Source organism: Pseudomonas pergaminensis, assembly GCF_024112395.2.
Taxonomy (GTDB): domain Bacteria; phylum Pseudomonadota; class Gammaproteobacteria; order Pseudomonadales; family Pseudomonadaceae; genus Aquipseudomonas; species Aquipseudomonas pergaminensis.
Window position 1 is genome coordinate 2,089,738 of record NZ_CP078013.2, and the last position, 16,827, is coordinate 2,106,564.

A 16,827-nucleotide genomic window follows, 5' to 3' on the forward strand; every position below is an offset into this window, starting at 1 on the left:
GTTGTTGCGGTCAGCATAGGCGCCCAGCCCCATGGCTGGAAGTGCTGGTCGGTGGGTCGTGCGAGCGAGGCTAGCCGTGGGGCGTGTTGGGGGCATGTCGTGAATGTATCAGCTTTGAAATAATTGCCCTTAAATGCCTGCCCGATGGCGGTTGGTCAGTATTTACCGATCATCGGATCCCGCAACGCCGCCGCTTGCGCTACAATCCGCGCCGATTTCGACTTGCCTGAGAGCCCATTCCAATGTCCGTCTGCCAGACTCCTATCATCGTCGCCCTGGATTACCCCACTCGTGACGCCGCACTGAAGCTGGCTGACCAGTTGGACCCGAAGCTGTGTCGGGTCAAGGTCGGCAAGGAACTGTTCACCAGTTGCGCCGCAGAAATCGTCGGCACCTTGCGTGACAAAGGTTTCGAGGTGTTCCTCGACCTGAAATTCCACGATATCCCGAACACTACTGCCATGGCGGTCAAGGCTGCCGCCGAGATGGGCGTGTGGATGGTCAACGTGCATTGCTCCGGTGGCCTGCGCATGATGAGTGCCTGCCGTGAAGTGCTGGAACAGCGTAGCGGGCCTAAGCCGTTGCTGATCGGTGTGACTGTGCTGACCAGCATGGAGCGTGAGGACCTGGCCGGTATTGGCTTGGACATTGAGCCTCAGGAGCAGGTGTTGCGCCTGGCAGCGCTGGCACAGAAAGCTGGCCTTGATGGCCTGGTGTGTTCGGCGCTGGAAGCCCAGGCGTTGAAAACTGCGCACCCGTCGCTGCAACTGGTGACCCCGGGGATTCGTCCGGCGGGCAGTGCCCAGGATGATCAGCGGCGCATTTTGACGCCGCGGCAGGCGTTGGATGCGGGCTCCGATTACTTGGTGATCGGCCGGCCGATCAGCCAGGCGGCTGATCCGGCCAAGGCGTTGGCGGCGGTTGTTGCCGAAATCGCCTGACCGAGACGTCCTGTTGGAGGCGGCCTGACCGATGGCCGCTGTCTGACTGAAGCCCCGCGATCCAAGTGAGGGAGCGGGCTTGCCAGCGACGGTGGCCTAACTGCCGACCACTCTTCAACTGCTGCCCTGCGATCCAAATGTGGGAGCTGGCTTGCCTGCGAAGACGGCCCGACAGCCGACCACTCTCCAACTGTCACCCCGCGATCCAAAACTGTGGGAGCTGGCTTGCCTGCGAAGACGGCCCGACAGCCGACCACTCTCCAACTGTCACCCCGCGATCCAAAACTGTGGGAGCTGGCTTGCCTGCGAAAGCGGCCCGACAGCCGACCACAATCTAACTATCACCGCGCGATCTAACTGTAGGAGCTGGCTTGCCAGCGATGGCGACCTAACGCCGACCACAATCTAACAGTCACCCCGCAATCCAAATGTGGGAGCTGGCTTGCCTGCGAAGACGGCCTGACTGCCGATCACTCTCTAACTGTAGCCCCGCGATCTAAAAATGTGGGAGCTGGCTTGCCTGCGAAGGCGGCCTGATAGCCGACCGGGATGTTGGATCAGACCGAGTACATATCCGTTACTCGGGTAACGGCTGCTAATGGTTCCGCCCTTACGGCGGGTCACTTTGGAAAAGAGCCCCAAAGTAACCAAAGGGCTCTTGCCCCAACACTCGGCACCTCGCCTAGGCTCGGTGTGCCCGTAATCCGACAGGTATTTGGGGGGCCGCCGCCACGCGCCATCCATGGCGCGGGGCGGCTAAACCGGCATCCCTGCCGGTTTACCCCCCCCAAATCCCTGTCGAATTCCGGCCAGCGTGTTTGACGGGGCGCCTAAGGTCAAAAGCCAGATCAAAAGCTAGATCAAGATCACGATCAACAGCGGCTCGCTTCGCATCGTGGTTACGTTGGGGCAGCTTTTTCAGATAACTTTGAGTACGAGCTTCCCAAAGTTTTCGCCGTTGAATAGCTTCATCAGCGTCTCGGGGAAGGTTTCCAGCCCTTCTACGATGTCTTCTTTGCTCTTGAGTTTGCCCTGGGCCATCCAGCCGGCCATTTCTTGGCCGGCGGCGGCGAAGTGGGCGGCATGATCCATGACGACAAAGCCCTCCATGCGTGCGCGGTTGACCAGCAGTGACAGGTAGTTGGCCGGGCCTTTCACGGCTTCCTTGTTGTTGTATTGGCTGATGGCACCGCAAATCACCACGCGGGCTTTTAATGCCAGGCGGCTGAGCACTGCGTCGAGAATGTCGCCGCCGACGTTATCGAAATACACGTCTACGCCTTTGGGGCACTCGCGCTTGAGTGCGGCGGGTACGTCTTCGCTTTTGTAGTCGATAGCCGCATCGAAGCCGAGTTCGTCCACCAGGAACTTGCATTTGCCCGCACCGCCGGCAATGCCCACCACGCGGCAGCCTTTGATTTTGGCGATTTGCCCGGCAATGCTGCCCACGGCACCGGCCGCACCGGAGATCACCACGGTTTCGCCGGCCTTGGGCGCACCGGTGTCCAGTAGGGCGAAGTAAGCCGTCATGCCGGTCATGCCCAGGGCCGACAGGTAACGGGGCAGCGGGGCCAGTGTCGGGTCAACCTTGTAGAAACCCCGAGGCTCGCCCAGGAAGTAGTCCTGTACGCCCAAGGCGCCGTTGACGTAGTCGCCGACCGCAAACTTTGGGTTGTTCGAGGCAATCACTTTGCCCACGCCGAGGGCGCGCATTACTTCACCGATGCCGACCGGCGGGATGTAGGACTTGCCTTCATTCATCCACCCACGCATGGCGGGGTCGAGGGACAGGTATTCATTGCGCACCAGCACCTGGCCGTCCTGGGGCGTGCCCACGGGCACTTCCTGGTAGGTGAAGGTTTCCCGGGTGGCCGCGCCGACCGGGCGCTTGGCGAGCAGGAATTGGCGATTGGTCTGGGCGGTCATGGCAGCGACTCTTCTGGAAATGAACCTGAAGTGATAGACCTTGAACGGTCTGGGAGCAAGGTTCACCGAGGGCGCGAATGCCGCTCGATAGGCACTGCTGATAGTCGGGCTGTGGCTCTTATCACTGCGATTCATGCAGCCTCAACTGGCCTTCTGATAGTGCTGACGCGCTCGGCGCGGCGTTGGCTAGACTCGACCCACAGTTATTTTTCCCACGGGACATCTTCCATGAGCATGACGTTTTCCGGCCAGGTTGCCCTGGTGACTGGCGCCGCCGCCGGTATTGGCCGCGCTACCGCGCTGGCGTTCGCCGCCGAAGGCTTGAAGGTAGTGGTTGCCGACCTGGATGCAGCGGGCGGTGAAGGCACCGTCGCCCTTATCCACCAGGCCGGTGGCGAAGCGCTGTTTGTGCGCTGCAACGTCACGCAGGAAGCCGAAGTACAGCAATTGATGGCCCAGACCCTCGCCGCCTATGGCCGCCTGGACTACGCCTTCAATAATGCCGGCATCGAGATTGAGAAAGGCAAGCTGGCTGACGGCAGCCTGGATGAGTTCGACGCGATCATGGGGGTCAACGTCAAGGGCGTGTGGTTGTGCATGAAGCACCAATTGCCGCTGCTGCTGGCCCAGGGCGGCGGGGCGATCGTCAACACTGCATCGGTCGCGGGGCTGGGCGCGGCGCCTAAGATGAGCATTTATGCCGCGTCCAAGCATGCCGTGATCGGCCTGACCAAATCGGCGGCCATCGAGTATGCGAAGAAGAAAATCCGCGTCAATGCGGTGTGCCCGGCCGTGATCGATACCGATATGTTCCGGCGTGCCTACGAAGCCGACCCACGCAAGGCCGAATTTGCCGCCGCCATGCACCCGGTGGGACGCATTGGCAAGGTCGAGGAAATCGCCAGCGCGGTGCTGTACCTGTGCAGCGACGGTGCGGCCTTTACCACCGGCCAAGCCTTGGCGGTGGACGGTGGCGCGACGGCTATCTAGGACCTCGGGTCGCCCTTCATTCGAAAACGGTGTGGGGGGCGTGAGGTATTTCCATAGCTGGCACCGTGCCTTGTCAGATTGTGTATCAGCAGGTAAATAACTCAATAAAATCAATACTTTAATAAAACTTGGCGAGCGGCCGGGGTGGGCTTCTGTGCTTAACTGTCCTGGGTTGAATAACAGACAGTGAAGTGAGTGGCGCATGGATTTAGGGATCGATCGACAAGCCCTTGTACCGGTGGTGCAGCAAATCATCAGCGCGGTGGCGCAATGGATTCGCACGAGTGGGGCGAGCCCTGGCACACGCTTACCGTCCGTTCGCCAGGTGGCCCTTGATAACCTGCTCAGCCAGTCCAGCGTGGTCGAGGCGTTTGAACGATTGGTCGCGCAGGGAGTGCTGGTTTCAAAACAGGGTTCGGGTTTCAGCGTTGCCCAACCGCCGACGTCGCACGAAGGCCAGTGGTACGAAGGGGCCGAGCAAGACTGGGGAGCCTTCGCCGATAACCCGTTGGGTGAGCTGAAACTGGGCTGCGGCTGGTTGCCGGATACCTGGCGTGAAAGCGATGACATCAGTTACGCGGTCCGCGAAGTGACCCGTACCGACACCGCTGGCCTGTTCAACTACAGCACGCCCTTGGGGCTGCCCGCATTGCGCGAGCAATTGCTCAAGCGCCTGGGCCAGGTCCACATCGCTACCCATCTCGACCACATCCTCACCACGGCCGGCGCCAGCCATGCCCAGGACCTGCTGATCCGCACATTGCTCAAGGCCGGCGATTGCGTGGTGGTCGAAACGCCGGGGTACGGCAACCTTTATCGGCAATTGGCGTTCCACGGCGTGCAACTGCTGCAGGTGCCACGCACTCGCGGTGGCCCGGACATCCCGGCGCTGGAAACGCTGTTGCAGCAGCATCGGCCCAAGTGCCTGTTCATCAACAGCCTGTACCACAACCCCACCGGCTCCAGCCTGAGCCGCACGGTGGCCGAGCGTTTGCTGGAGCTGGCGCGCCGCGAAGATTTCCTGATCATCGAAGAGGATGTCTTCGGTGACCTGCAGCACGCCAGTTGCACACGGCTTTCGGCGTTGCCCCATGATGACCGGGTGATCTACGTATCGAGTTTTTCCAAGACCCTGAGCAGCGCCTTGCGCGTGGGTTACCTGAGTGCCAGCGCGGCGATCATCGGGCAATTGGCCAGCCTCAAGACCTTGACCGGCTTCGGTACCTCGCGATTTGCCGAGGCGGTGGTGGCCACGCTGCTGGCCAACGGCACCTACCGCAAGTGGGTGCAGCGTTTGCGCAAGCGCCTGAATGCGCAAATGGCTGCCACGTTGCAGGTGCTGGAAGACGAGGAGTGGGAGGTGTTCACTGCTCCGGCCGGCGGGATGTTTGTGTGGGCGCGGCCGGGGTCGGGGGATCGGTCGCGGTTGCAGGCTTGTGCGCGGCGGCTCGGGGTTTTGTTATCACCGGGGGCGCTGTTCAGTCCAACCCATGAGCCCTGCGACTGGCTGCGCATTAATGTGGCCTATGCGGCGGATCAACGCGCCTTGGCGTTGTTCCGGGCCATGGGCCCCGCCAGATCGACCTCGACCATTCTGAAAACGACGAGCGTGTAGCTTTTTGCCATTATTGTGGCGCCAACGACTTGTGCTCAGTGCCTTGTGGTTGCGAATCTCGCCTGTGTAAACCGGGCTCGATGGCAATTGCCATTGCAAGAGGATTCAAGTGCAATGATTTCGGCCGTGCAACGACAATTCGCCAACCTCGGTATGGCAAAAAAACTGGGCTTGGGCTTCACCCTGGTGCTGCTGTTGACGGCGGTGGTCGCGGCGATCGGCGTGTGGTCCCTGCAAACCGTTGGCCAGCGTTTCGAAGGCCTCAAGGCCATGTCCTCGCTCAACAGCGGCTTGCTCAAAGTGCGCCTGATCGAGCAGGACTACGCGCTGCATGCCGACCCCAAGGCCGTCGACGCGCTGCATGAAAGTGTCGACGCGTTGGCGGCCCTTGCCGCGAGCCTCAAGGCCCAGTCGGCGACCAATGTGCCGGTCATGACCGACGTCGAGCAGGCCCTGGCGGCGTACCGCAAGGCGTTCGATGAGTTTGTCGAACTGACCCAGACCAAGGACCTGGCGTTGGAAATGGCCAGTTGGTCGGTGTCCAGCGTGGCCAATAACCTCGATGTGCTGCAAGCCGGGCTGGCAGATGACGGTGCCTATGGCCTCAAGGAAAGCCAGGGCAAGGAGGGTGCCGAATTCATCGAGCAGGCGGGGCAAGTCAGCCAGGTGTCGCGCCTGATGCTGCAAGCCATGAACGAAGCGCGGGTGCGCCTGGACCAGAGCCGCAAGGTGAGCGAGGAAGAAATCGAACAGGGCAAGATCGAGCAGGCCGACCAGGCTTTGGCCCAGGTCGAGCAACTGAAGACCTCGGTCAAGGACCCCGGCTACCAGACTGTGCTCAACGAAGTGTCCGGGCATATTGCCGCCTTCAGTGAAAAACTCGGTGAGTACACCGGCTTGCTGGCCCAGGAGAAGGTGGTCTACAAACAGCTGCATGACCGGGCGGGTGAGGTAGTCAGCCGGGTCAACCAGGCGTATGACGCTGAAGACCAGTCCATGCAGGGGCAGTTGAAGAAAAGCGCGATGCTGATCATCGGCTCGTCGGCCCTGGCCTTGCTGGTGGGGTTGATTGCGGCGTGGGTGATTACCCGGTTGATCGTCGCCCCGCTGCGCAGTGTGATCGCGGTAGCCCAACAGATTGCCGCCGGCGACTTGAGCGGGCGCATGGAGGTCAGCCGTCGCGATGAAATCGGCCAACTGATGCAGGCCATGCAACAGATGGGCAACGGCCTCAGCCAGATGGTCAGCGGCCTGCAAGCCGGTATCGAGCAACTGGCGAGCTCGGCGCATTCGCTGTCCAGCGTCACCGAGCAGACCAACGTCGAGGTCAGCAGCCAGAAAGAAGAAACCGAGCAGGTCGCCACGGCGATGAACCAGATGACCGCCACGGTACACGACGTGGCACGCAACGCTGAAGAGGCCGCGCAAGCTGCACAGACCGCAGACGACAAAGTCGACAGTGGCCAGCAGGTGGTGCGCCAAAGTCTGCAGCGCATTGAATTGCTCGCCACCTCCAGCACCAGTGCCAGCGCCAGCATCGAGAGCCTGAGCGTCGAGATCCAGAATATCGGCACGGTGTTGAGTGTGATCAAGAGCGTGGCCGAACAGACCAACCTGCTGGCCCTCAACGCCGCCATCGAAGCCGCCCGTGCCGGCGAGCAAGGGCGTGGCTTTGCGGTGGTGGCGGATGAAGTACGGGCCCTGGCCAAGCGTACCCAGCAATCCACCGAAGAAATCGAGCGCCTGATCAGTAGCTTGCGCAGCGCGGCCCAGTCGTCGGTGCAGCAGATCCAGCAAAGCGGGGAGCTAGTAAAGCTGGCGGTGAGCGACGCCCTGGAAACCGAGAGTGCCCTGGGCAGCATCGCCGTGGCGGTGTCGTTGATCCAGCAGATGAACCAGCAGATCGCCGCGGCCGCCGAGGAGCAAAGCTCAGTGGCCGAAGAGATCAACCGCAGTGTCACCAGTATCCGCGCCAGTGCCGATCAGTCGGCGCTGAGCATGCAGGGCAACGCCGCGTCGAGCATCCAGCTGGCGCAGTTGGGGGCGGAGCTCAAAGGGATGGTGGGGCATTTCCGCCTGTGATCGCCGCGTTGGCGCAGCGATCACAGGGAAGGGGGGTCAGGCGTTGTTGGCGAGGAAGGTCAGCAGCGCTTCGTTGACGAAGTCCGGATTTTCCCGGGCGCTGATATGGCCCGCCTCTGGAATCAGGATCAGGCTGCAGCCAATCAGGCCGGCCATTTCCTCGGACTCGGCGGGTGGGCGTGGTTTGTCCTGCTCGCCACACATCACCAGGGTGGTGTCGGCGTCCAGGCGTGGCAACTGCTCCAGCACAGCCTCGCGACTGAAGATCAAGCGGCCCAGGGGCACGATGCTCTGCAGCAGGCGCTCTTTGGAGTAGCCCTGCAATTGCCTGCGAAAATCCTGGTACAGCGCTGATTCGCGGTCGATACCCGGGCGGAAAAAGATCGGTGCGACCACGTCCAGCAAGGGCTCAGGGATGGCACCGGCGTCTTCGATCATCTTGAACAGCGAGAAATAGTACTGGCGCGTGGCTTCGGGCTCGGCGCCCAGGTACGTGTCCATCAGCACCAGGCTGTTGATGCGCTGCGGCGCCAGCAACGCCAGGCGTGCGCCCCACATGCCTCCGACGGAGAGCCCCACGAGGTTGATCTGGGGGATATCCAGTTGGTCCAGCAAGGCCAGGGCCTGGCGCGCGAGGTCGTCAAGAGAGCGGGTGTGCGCCGGCAGTGGGCCGGATTCGCCATGGCCCCACAGCTCGGGCACGATCACGCGGTATTGTTGCGACAGGGCTTCGATCTGCGGCGCCCACATGTCGGCGCCCCATAGGTAGCTTGAGCCCAGCAGGACGACGGGGCCTGAGCCCTGGTCGACGTAGTGCAGTGGTTGTCCATCAATGACGGCGACAGGCATAGCAGGCCTCTGACTTCGTGGAGTAAGGGGCACTTTTGTACGCTAGTCGGAGGCGGGGGGATAGATGCAAAGTGATGGCATATGGCGAACTGGGTTTGCCACAGGGGGCGTCTGGGGATGGTGCTGGACCACAAGCCACAGCTATCTAACTGTCACCCCGAGATCCAAACTGTAGGAGCTGGCTTGCCTGCGAAGGCGGCCCGACAGCCGACCACAATCTAACTGTCATCCCGCGATTCAAAAATGTGGGAGCTGGCTTGCCTGCGAAGGCGGCCTGACAGCCGACCACAATCTAACTGTCACCCCGCGATTCAAAAATGTGGGAGCTGGCTTGCCTGCGCAGGCGGCCCGACAGCCGACCACAATCTAACTGTCACCCCGCAATCCAAAAATGTGGGAGCTGGCTTGCCAGCGAAGGCGGCCCGACAGCCGACCACAATCTAACTGTCACCCCGCGATTCAAAAATGTGGGAGCTGGCTTGCCTGCGAAGGCGGCCCGACAGCCGACCACAATCTAACTGTCACCCCGCGATTCAAAAATGTGGGAGCTGGCTTGCCTGCGAAGGCGGCCTGACAGCCGACCACAATCTAACTGTCATCCCGCGATTTAAAAATGTGGGAGCTGGCTTGCCTGCGAAGGCGGCCCGACAGCCGACCACAATCTAACTGTCACCCCACGATCCAAATGTGGGAGCTGGCTTGCCTGCGAAGGCGGCCTGACAGCCGACCTAGATGTTGGATCTTACCGGGTACATATCCGTTATTTAGGTAAGGGCTGCTATGGGTTCCGCCCTTACGGCGGCTCACTTTTGAAAAGCGCAAAAGTAAGCAAAACGCTCTTGCCCCAACACTCGGCACCTCGCTTAGGCTCGGTGTGCCCGTAATCCGACAGGTATTTGGGGGGCCGCCGCCACGCGCCATCCATGGCGCGGGGCGGCTAAACCGGCATCCCTGCCGGTTTACCCCCCAAATCCCTGTCGAATTCCGGCCAGCGTGTTTGACGGGGCGCCTAAGATCAAAAGCGAGATCAAGATCAAGATCAAGATCAAGATCACGATCAACAGCGACTCGCTTTGCATCGTGGTTTGGGGGTGGTGGTTACAGCGTTGTTAGGCACCTATGCACTGAGAGGGCATCATTAGTCGTAAATAACTTTTTTCTTCCACTCGGCGTCGGCGTCGACCACCTTGAGGCCTTCGGTCAGTTCGTTGACTTCGTCTTCGGCCGGTTTGCTGTTGGTCAGCACGGTGGAGTTGGCGCGGGCCAGTTGGGCTTCCAGTTGTTGCAGTTGTGCGCTGTAGATCACCGGCTCCGGCTGTTTGCGCAGGTACTGCACGCCACGTTCGAAGGCCAGGCGTGCCTGACCCGGTTGGCCTTGTTGCAGGGCGTGCTGGCCGAGGTTGTTGAAGAATTCGATGTGCAGCAACACCAGGATATGGCGGATTTCCCTGATCCAGTGCTTGGCTTCGTTGGCCGGCAGGAAACCGTCCTGGGCCGCGCGGGTGACTTGGCCATGCAGGGCTTCGAGCAGGAAGCGCACGTCCTTGGCCTTGGCTTCGGTCTGGATCGGCGCGGGTGGGTTGTTCACCGGGATGGATTCACCCTGGGCCACCAGCGTATTCAGCTCGGCAATGCGGGCCTTGATCGGTGCGCTGCCTTTGTTGAGGTTCAACAGGCGCTGGTTGACGTTGAGTTCCAGGCGAGTCAGTAACAGCTTGAGCGCCGGGGTCATCAACTGGCCGGGGAAGGTCTCGGTGATTTCACCGCAGCGGCGCAGGCGATCGTTGAGTTCGATCTCGGTGCGCTTCTTTTCCAGCTTGTTGTTTTCCACCACGTGGTTCATGTAGCCAATGGCGATCAGTATTGCGATCCCGGCTATTACCAGCAGGGTGATCATGAGTGGTGTCACCGGTGTGACCTCTTTATAGGGTTTACAGTGGAGTGTAGTGACTGGGCCATCCGGCGGATAGGACTGATCGACCAGTTGCCCGGGTACTTTGCTTCTATATAGAAAGGCGTTCCCTGCATGGATGCACATTGCCATCATTTGCTGGAACGAACTATAGCGTCTTGTCGGGCGCCAGAATATAGGCGTCAAGGGCCGGACGGGCAGAATGCCCGCCAGGGCCCGGAAAGCAGGGCGAAGTCATTGATTTAAATAAATTTATCCTTGGGGGTTGACGACCTTTCAATCCATCCATAGAATGCGCGCCACTTACAGCGTAAAGCACACAGCGAAACGCGGTAGGGAGTGAATGTTGTACGTGTGTCCCCTTCGTCTAGTGGCCTAGGACACCGCCCTTTCACGGCGGTAACAGGGGTTCGAGTCCCCTAGGGGACGCCAATATGCGGGAATAGCTCAGTTGGTAGAGCACGACCTTGCCAAGGTCGGGGTCGCGAGTTCGAGTCTCGTTTCCCGCTCCAAATTTAAGCAGTATTGCCTTCGGGTGGTACTGAGTGAAACCAGGGCATAATCTTCGGATTTAATCTCTGGACACTGAAATACACACCATGTGTTTCAGTTGTGTGTCCCCTTCGTCTAGTGGCCTAGGACACCGCCCTTTCACGGCGGTAACAGGGGTTCGAGTCCCCTAGGGGACGCCATTTGCGGGAATAGCTCAGTTGGTAGAGCACGACCTTGCCAAGGTCGGGGTCGCGAGTTCGAGTCTCGTTTCCCGCTCCATATTCAATGAAAACGCCGATCAGCGATGATCGGCGTTTTTGTGTGTGCGTGATTTGTGCGCAAACGCCGCAGGCCTGCTGCGGCGCCGTTCAGTGCGCTGTGAGGGGTTCCTGCCCGGGCATGAAAAAACGCGCAAACAGCTCGGATTGAGACTTGATGTTCAGTTTGTTGTAGAGGTTGCGACGGTGGACTTTGATGGTCTCTGTCGACAGGTTCAGCTTGCCGGCGATTTCTTTGTTGGAAAAACCGCTCAACAGCAACCTGAGCACATCTTTTTCCCGCACAGTGATTTGTGCGCCCAATTGCACGATGGCCTCTGACCAAGGCGGCGGCTCGGCCTGGCTTTTTTCTGCATCGCTCTCAAAGCACATGCGTTGATGCATCAATGCCATCACCCAGGGCTTGATGATGTCCAGCGTGGTGATCTGCTGCGGGCTGTAGCGCACGTTGCTGCCCAATGAAATGCACAACGTTCTGTCGGCATCAAGCTGGACGTTGTATTGCACCTCATCCACGCTGACGTACTGGGCAAAATATTGGTGGTAGTACTCGGTGGTCAGGAAGTGCTCCGGCGCAATGTCGGACAGGTGAAAAAAACCACTCTGCGGCTGCTCTCGGTTGGCGATGTAAAACGGGTCCAGCAGGTACAGCCCCTTTACATAGCGCTGGGTCAGCGCGTCCACTTCATCCGCATCGGCGACTTCGGTCATGCTGATGACCCGCACGTGTTGGTCGCTGAAGATCAGCACCACCCAGTTGTCGAGCTGCATGTATTCCTTTAACACGCGAACCAGCGAGCTCCAGAAGGCCGGGCGGTTGAGCTGCATGATCAGCGTCCCGGCCGACCGATGCCAGGCCAGGTTGTGAAGGTCGAGCGACATTTACTACCCCTTTAGGGTTAGTGATGCGTTGAACGGGGCTAAGTACTTATAGGTATTTACTAATCGGACGTGCCGAGTATATTCACCCCCCAATGGATGAAGGCCATGATGGCCTGTCGTTTTTGACAAGGATAGCTATATGAGTCAACCCCATTTGCGCGGCATTTTTATGTCTGTGTTGGTCTGCCTATGTGTCAGTGCGCCGGTTTCGGCGGCCGAATCACGGGTCAACCTGTACAACTGGTTCGGGCTGATCGCGCCGGAAACGCCGAAGGAATTCGAGCAGAAAACCGGTACCCGGATGCACTTGGATGCCTTCGACAGCGCCGAGATCATGCAGAGCAAGGTCATGGCCGGACGCACCGGGTATGACGTCGTCGTCGCCACCTCGAATGTCTTGCCCAGCCTGATCCAGGCCGGCGTGCTTGCACCGTTGGACCGCTCCCAACTGAGTAATTTCTCGCACATCGATCCCGAAATGCTGGCGCTGCTGTCCGCCAACGATCCGGGTAACCGGTATGCCGTGCCGTATTTGTGGGGCACCACCGGCATTGGTTATGACGTGGACAAGGTCAAGGCCGCCCTGGGCGACGATGCCCCGGTGGACAGCTGGGACCTGATCTTCAAGGAAGCGAACATCAGCAAGCTCAAGTCGTGTGGCGTGGCGATGCTCGACTCCCCGAGTGAAATCATTTCGATCGCCTTGCATTACCTCGGGCTGCCGAGCAACAGCCAGAACCCTGAGGACTACCAGAAAGCCCAGGCGTTGTTGCTGAAGATCCGCCCTTACGTGCTCTATTTCGATTCATCCAGAACGGATGCTGACTTTGCCGACGGCAATATTTGTGTGGTGGTGGGCTGGGCGAGCGGGGCGCTGACGGCGCAGGCCATCAATGAAAAAAACAAAACCGGCCGCAAGATCGCCTACAGCCTGCCGCGTGAAGGTGGGCTGGTGTGGTCGGAAAACTTCGTGCTGCTCAAGGATGCGCCCCATGCCCGGCAAGGCCTGGCGTTTATCAACTACATGCTCGACCCGCACGTCATAGCCAAGAGCTCCAACCACACGCTGTACCCCAACGCCAACAAGGATGCCACCGAGTTGGTCGAGCAGAAGTTGCGCGACAACCCCTGGATCTATCCGTCCAAAGAGACCATCGCCACCTTGGTGCCCCTTGAGCCGCTGCCCTTGAAGTTGGAGCGGATCCGCACGCGTGTGTGGACCAAGGTGAAGAGTGGGACGTGATCGAGTGAATGAATAGGCATGTCCAGCGGTTGGCTATGCAGCTGTCGCAGACGTTCCAGTCAAGGAGATTAATCATGGGCCAAGGCTATTATCAGCGTGACGTGAAGTCGAACGATGACAGTGCGTACAAGGAAATCGAAGAGCAGATCGGCCACTGTACGCCCGAACAAGCCTGGGCCATGTATTACGTCTCGGCGGGCATGGTGCGTGAGTACATCACGCGGGCGGTGATGGAGCATATTGGCCGGGGTAACCGGGCGTTGTTGCTGGAATTCCCGGAGCTTGCCCGGGCCGAAGAGAAATCCCGCTTCCTGCTGCCGCTTTGACCGAATGCCGATCAGTGATGATCGGCATTTTTTTGCGCGTGTGCGTGCGCGTTCGCCGCGTTGGCCAGGCGTAATGTAGCCTCGCGGATCTCGTCCTGGTTGAGTGAGGCGAAGCCCAGGCGCAGCGCATTTTCTGGCTGGTCCAGCGGCGAAAATTGCCGGCCACTGCGCACGACCAGCCCATGGTCCACGGCGGTTGCCACCATCTGGTCGACGTTTATCTGATCGTCGAACCGCACCCACAGCGCCAGCCCGCCTTCGGGCTCCCGCACGCTGATCCGCTCACCAAATGCCGCATGCAGGCATGTCTGCAAGGTTTCGCGGCGTGCACGGTATTCCTTCGATACCCGGCGCAGGTGCTTCTTGAGTTCGCCGTTGTTGATCAGGTCCGCGAGCATCTTCTGCGCCACTGCATCGGCGTCCCCCAGCATCAATGCAGCGTTGCTGTGCAGGGCTTCAACCACCGGCGCGGGGGCGACCACATAACTGCAGCGAAACGTTGAGCCGAGCGCCTTGGATAACGACCCGACATAGATCACATGGCGTTGCGAGCGGTCGCTGGCCAAGGGCAGGTAGGGCCGTCCGTTAAAGTGATATTCGTGGTCGTAGTCTTCTTCGATGATGCAGAAGTCGTGCTGCGCCGCCAATGCCAGCAGCTGTTGCCGCCGTGCTGCGTGCAGGCTCACGGTGGTAGGGAATTGGTGATGCGGCGTCAGATAGATCATCCGCACGTTATGTTCGCGACACAGGCGGTCGATCTGGTCCGTTCGACAGCCTTCGTCGTCTACGTCCACCGTGACCAGTTGCGCGCCCAGCTTGCGAAAAATCTCCCATGCCGGCGGGTAGCTCAGGCGCTCCACCAGTACCACATCGCCTGGCTTGAGCAGCAGGCTGGCGGTCAGGTACAGCGATATCTGGGTGCCTTGGGTCAGGCAGATATTCTCGGCGCTGACCGTCAGCCCACGGTTATTGCGCAGCATCTCGGCCAGCGCGCAGCGCAGCTCATAGCCGGTGCCTTCACTGCCATAGCGCACGGTGTTGGAGGCAAAGCTGTTGCGCAGGGCATTGCGGTAATAGCGATGCAGGACGGCTTGGGGCAGCAAGCGGTGGTCGCTGGTGCCGTTATCGAAAAACAGCGCCCCCTGCCGATGCTGCAGGGCCGTCACCTGGGCGTTCTGGGTGAAATACGGGGCGTTCGCCTGCGCCAGGATGGGCGGTGCGAAGGACTGCTGCGCGCGACTCGGCAATGGCTTGGGCGTCAACTGCGCATTGACGAAGGTCCCGCGACGCGGCTCGCTGACCAGCCAGCCTTTGGTCAGGGCTTCTTCGTAGGCCAGGATCACGGTCTTGCGGTTGACGTCGAGCAACTGCGCCATTTCCCGCGTGCCGGGCAGCAAGGTGCCGGGCGGCAAACGGCCTTCCACGATTGCAGTCACCAGGCCTTCGGCAATCTTGTGGTAGGACGCCTGGCTGCCACTTTCGTCCAGCTTGAGCAGCGGGCGCCATTTTCGCATCTGGACCATCTGAAGTATCCAAAACTGGAGGTTTTAATGGGCCTATTCTAGCGCAACAATCAAGCCTCACTCACCCCGAGGTTGTTATGAATACACGTCATGTCATCGAACTGTCCCCCTCGGGGAAAACCTTTGAGGCCGGTGACGAGCTGTTGCTCGATGCGATGCTCGCCAATGGCCTGTCCGTGCCGTTTTCCTGCCGGCGCGGGGCCTGTGGATCGTGCAAGGTGGTGGTCGCAGAAGGCGAGTACCGGGCCAAGCAGCTGGCGCCAGGTGCCCCCGCGCCGTGCTATCCGTTGGCGGCGAATGAAATGCTGTTGTGCCAGAGCCATGCCTGCGGCGACATGCGCCTGGAAATCCCCGGCTGGTCGCTGGACACGCCGGTGCTGATGGTCGAGGCACAGGTCGTGAGCAAGCGCGCGCTGGCCCCCGACATTGTTGAGCTGGTGGTGATGCCGGATAGGCCATTGGCGGTGCGGACGGGCCAGTACCTCAAGTTCCGACTGGTTGACGGTGACTCGCGGTGTTTCTCGATCGCCAACCTGCCGGCCGAAGACGATGGGCGCCTGGTCTTCCAGATTCGCCGGGTCAGCGGCGGGCTGTTTTCCGAGGCCATCCTCGGCGACCTGGAAGCCGGCGATCTGGTGCAACTGGAAGGACCTTTTGGTGCCTGCACCTGGCAGGACACGGACGACAGCCCTGTCGTCCTGTTCGCCACCGGCACCGGTTATGCGGGCATCAAGCCGATACTGCTGACTGCATTGGCACGCAACATCGAGGTCACGCTGTACTGGGGCGGGGCGCAACCGACGGACTTTTATGACCGTGCCTTCCTGGCTGACGCGAGTGCCGAGCATCCGCGATTTTGCTGGCATCCGGTGCTGGCGTCGCAGGGCAGGGTGCAGGAGGTTGCGTTGAGTCACGGGCATGCCTGGGAGCACGCTCAGGTGTACGCGTGTGGTAACGGCGCAATGATCCGCCAGGCCCGCGAGCAGTGTCTCGACGCAGGTTTGCCGGCTCACCGGTTTGTCGCCGAGGCCTTTGTGCCGAGTGGGCGCTCCGGCGCGCAAACGCCGTCACCCGCGTTTGACCCGATCTGGGAAAAAGTCGGCCCGCGCTACTCGTTTGACGGCATGCTGGCGGCCCGTGACCAATCCATCCGCGCCCTGGCGGCGATCGCCAGTCGCCTGAAGGTTGGCATGACCACCGGCGAAGCCCTCGACATGGCCGCCGAACAACTGCAGGCCATGGGCGCGTCCCACACGTGGCACCCGACGTACATCCGCTTTGGCGACGACACCGTACGCCCACCGCGCGAAGGCATTGACCGCCAGCGCAGGCTGCGCGCCACCGATATCGTCGTGGTTGACCTGGGCCCGGTGTGGGACGGCTATGAAGGCGACTACGGCGATACTTTTGTGTTCGGTGAATCGCCGCTGCACCTGGCATGCAGGACCGCACTGCACGAAGTGTTCGACGAAACTCGCGAAGCCTGGTTGCGCGGCCTCACCGGTCGCGAACTGTATGACTTTGCCGAACAGAGCGCCGTGGCAAAAGGCTGGAGGCTGGCGCGTAATCTCGCAGGCCATCGCCTTGCGGATTTCCCCCACGCGTTGTTCGAGAGCAAGGTGCTGGCGGAGCTGGAGATCCCGCCGAGTGAAATGGCCTGGGTCCTGGAAATCCAGCTGTGCCATCCCACGGAACCGGTCGGTGGTTTTTTCGAGGATATGTTGATGCTGCAGGCCTGAAGAGCCCGCCGTTGCGGCGGGCTCGCTTG

12 protein-coding genes, 4 tRNA genes and 1 pseudogene are annotated in these 16,827 nt (G+C 60.6%); 12 read left to right on the forward strand and 5 right to left on the reverse strand.

The annotated features are described in order from the left end of the window. Window positions 1–242 precede the first annotated feature (242 nt). Window positions 243–941, forward strand: a complete 699-nt coding sequence (gene pyrF / locus KUA23_RS09600; RefSeq protein WP_010211681.1) for an orotidine-5'-phosphate decarboxylase — start codon at window positions 243–245, stop codon at window positions 939–941. A 918-nt stretch (window positions 942–1,859) separates the two neighbouring features. On the opposite strand, the gene KUA23_RS09605 is transcribed toward pyrF, so the two are convergent. Further along, on the reverse strand, window positions 1,860–2,867 hold the full coding sequence (locus KUA23_RS09605) for an NADP-dependent oxidoreductase (RefSeq protein WP_252994267.1): 1,008 nt from the start codon (window positions 2,865–2,867) through the stop codon (window positions 1,860–1,862). Between the two features lie 228 nt (window positions 2,868–3,095). Here KUA23_RS09605 and KUA23_RS09610 point away from each other — a divergent pair, with 228 nt between their 5' ends. The 4 genes and pseudogenes from KUA23_RS09610 to KUA23_RS30265 all read left to right on the forward strand — a co-directional run bounded on the left by KUA23_RS09610 (window position 3,096) and on the right by KUA23_RS30265 (window position 7,554). After that, on the forward strand, window positions 3,096–3,857 hold the full coding sequence (locus KUA23_RS09610; protein WP_078047655.1) for an SDR family oxidoreductase: 762 nt from the start codon (window positions 3,096–3,098) through the stop codon (window positions 3,855–3,857). Window positions 3,858–4,059: 202 nt separating this feature from the next. Continuing rightward, window positions 4,060–5,472 (forward strand): aminotransferase-like domain-containing protein, encoded by a 1,413-nt coding sequence (locus tag KUA23_RS09615; protein WP_078047656.1) that lies wholly within the window; start codon window positions 4,060–4,062, stop codon window positions 5,470–5,472. Window positions 5,473–6,495: 1,023 nt separating this feature from the next. Beyond that, a pseudogene (locus KUA23_RS30260) lies at window positions 6,496–6,696 on the forward strand (HAMP domain-containing protein); the annotation flags it as partial. Between the two features lie 15 nt (window positions 6,697–6,711). Beyond that, window positions 6,712–7,554: a methyl-accepting chemotaxis protein gene (locus KUA23_RS30265; RefSeq protein ID WP_410896877.1), complete on the forward strand. Its 843-nt coding sequence runs from the start codon at window positions 6,712–6,714 to the stop codon at window positions 7,552–7,554. A gap of 36 nt (window positions 7,555–7,590) precedes the next feature. Here the strand turns inward: KUA23_RS30265 and KUA23_RS09625 are convergent, their stop codons facing one another. Beyond that, window positions 7,591–8,403, reverse strand: a complete 813-nt coding sequence (locus KUA23_RS09625) for an alpha/beta fold hydrolase (protein ID WP_078047658.1) — start codon at window positions 8,401–8,403, stop codon at window positions 7,591–7,593. Between the two features lie 1,138 nt (window positions 8,404–9,541). After that, on the reverse strand, window positions 9,542–10,312 hold the full coding sequence (locus KUA23_RS09630) for a hypothetical protein (RefSeq protein WP_099493402.1): 771 nt from the start codon (window positions 10,310–10,312) through the stop codon (window positions 9,542–9,544). Between the two features lie 359 nt (window positions 10,313–10,671). On the opposite strand from KUA23_RS09630, the gene KUA23_RS09635 reads away from it, so the two are divergent. The 4 genes from KUA23_RS09635 to KUA23_RS09650 all read left to right on the forward strand — a co-directional run bounded on the left by KUA23_RS09635 (window position 10,672) and on the right by KUA23_RS09650 (window position 11,086). Then, a tRNA-Glu gene (locus KUA23_RS09635) sits at window positions 10,672–10,747 on the forward strand. A gap of 4 nt (window positions 10,748–10,751) precedes the next feature. Beyond that, a tRNA-Gly gene (locus KUA23_RS09640) sits at window positions 10,752–10,827 on the forward strand. Window positions 10,828–10,931: 104 nt separating this feature from the next. Continuing rightward, a tRNA-Glu gene (locus KUA23_RS09645) sits at window positions 10,932–11,007 on the forward strand. Window positions 11,008–11,010: 3 nt separating this feature from the next. Next, a tRNA-Gly gene (locus KUA23_RS09650) sits at window positions 11,011–11,086 on the forward strand. Window positions 11,087–11,175: 89 nt separating this feature from the next. Here the strand turns inward: KUA23_RS09650 and KUA23_RS09655 are convergent. Continuing rightward, entirely contained in the window at window positions 11,176–11,967 is a 792-nt protein-coding gene (locus tag KUA23_RS09655) for a response regulator transcription factor (protein ID WP_252993826.1), read from the reverse strand. 169 nt (window positions 11,968–12,136) lie between these two features. Between KUA23_RS09655 and KUA23_RS09660 the strand changes: the two genes are divergently transcribed. Together KUA23_RS09660 and KUA23_RS09665 are read left to right on the forward strand one after the other, a co-directional pair. Further along, window positions 12,137–13,210, forward strand: a complete 1,074-nt coding sequence (locus KUA23_RS09660; protein ID WP_428847456.1) for a polyamine ABC transporter substrate-binding protein — start codon at window positions 12,137–12,139, stop codon at window positions 13,208–13,210. Between the two features lie 74 nt (window positions 13,211–13,284). Beyond that, the gene (locus tag KUA23_RS09665; RefSeq protein ID WP_252993828.1) at window positions 13,285–13,536 is read left to right on the forward strand and encodes a hypothetical protein; all 252 of its coding nucleotides are present in this window, start codon (window positions 13,285–13,287) and stop codon (window positions 13,534–13,536) included. An 11-nt stretch (window positions 13,537–13,547) separates the two neighbouring features. On the opposite strand, the gene pdxR is transcribed toward KUA23_RS09665, so the two are convergent. Continuing rightward, window positions 13,548–15,059: a MocR-like pyridoxine biosynthesis transcription factor PdxR gene (gene pdxR, locus KUA23_RS09670; RefSeq protein WP_252993829.1), complete on the reverse strand. Its 1,512-nt coding sequence runs from the start codon at window positions 15,057–15,059 to the stop codon at window positions 13,548–13,550. A 77-nt stretch (window positions 15,060–15,136) separates the two neighbouring features. Between pdxR and KUA23_RS09675 the strand changes: the two genes are divergently transcribed. Beyond that, window positions 15,137–16,798, forward strand: a complete 1,662-nt coding sequence (locus tag KUA23_RS09675; protein WP_252993830.1) for a M24 family metallopeptidase — start codon at window positions 15,137–15,139, stop codon at window positions 16,796–16,798. Window positions 16,799–16,827 lie beyond the last annotated feature (29 nt).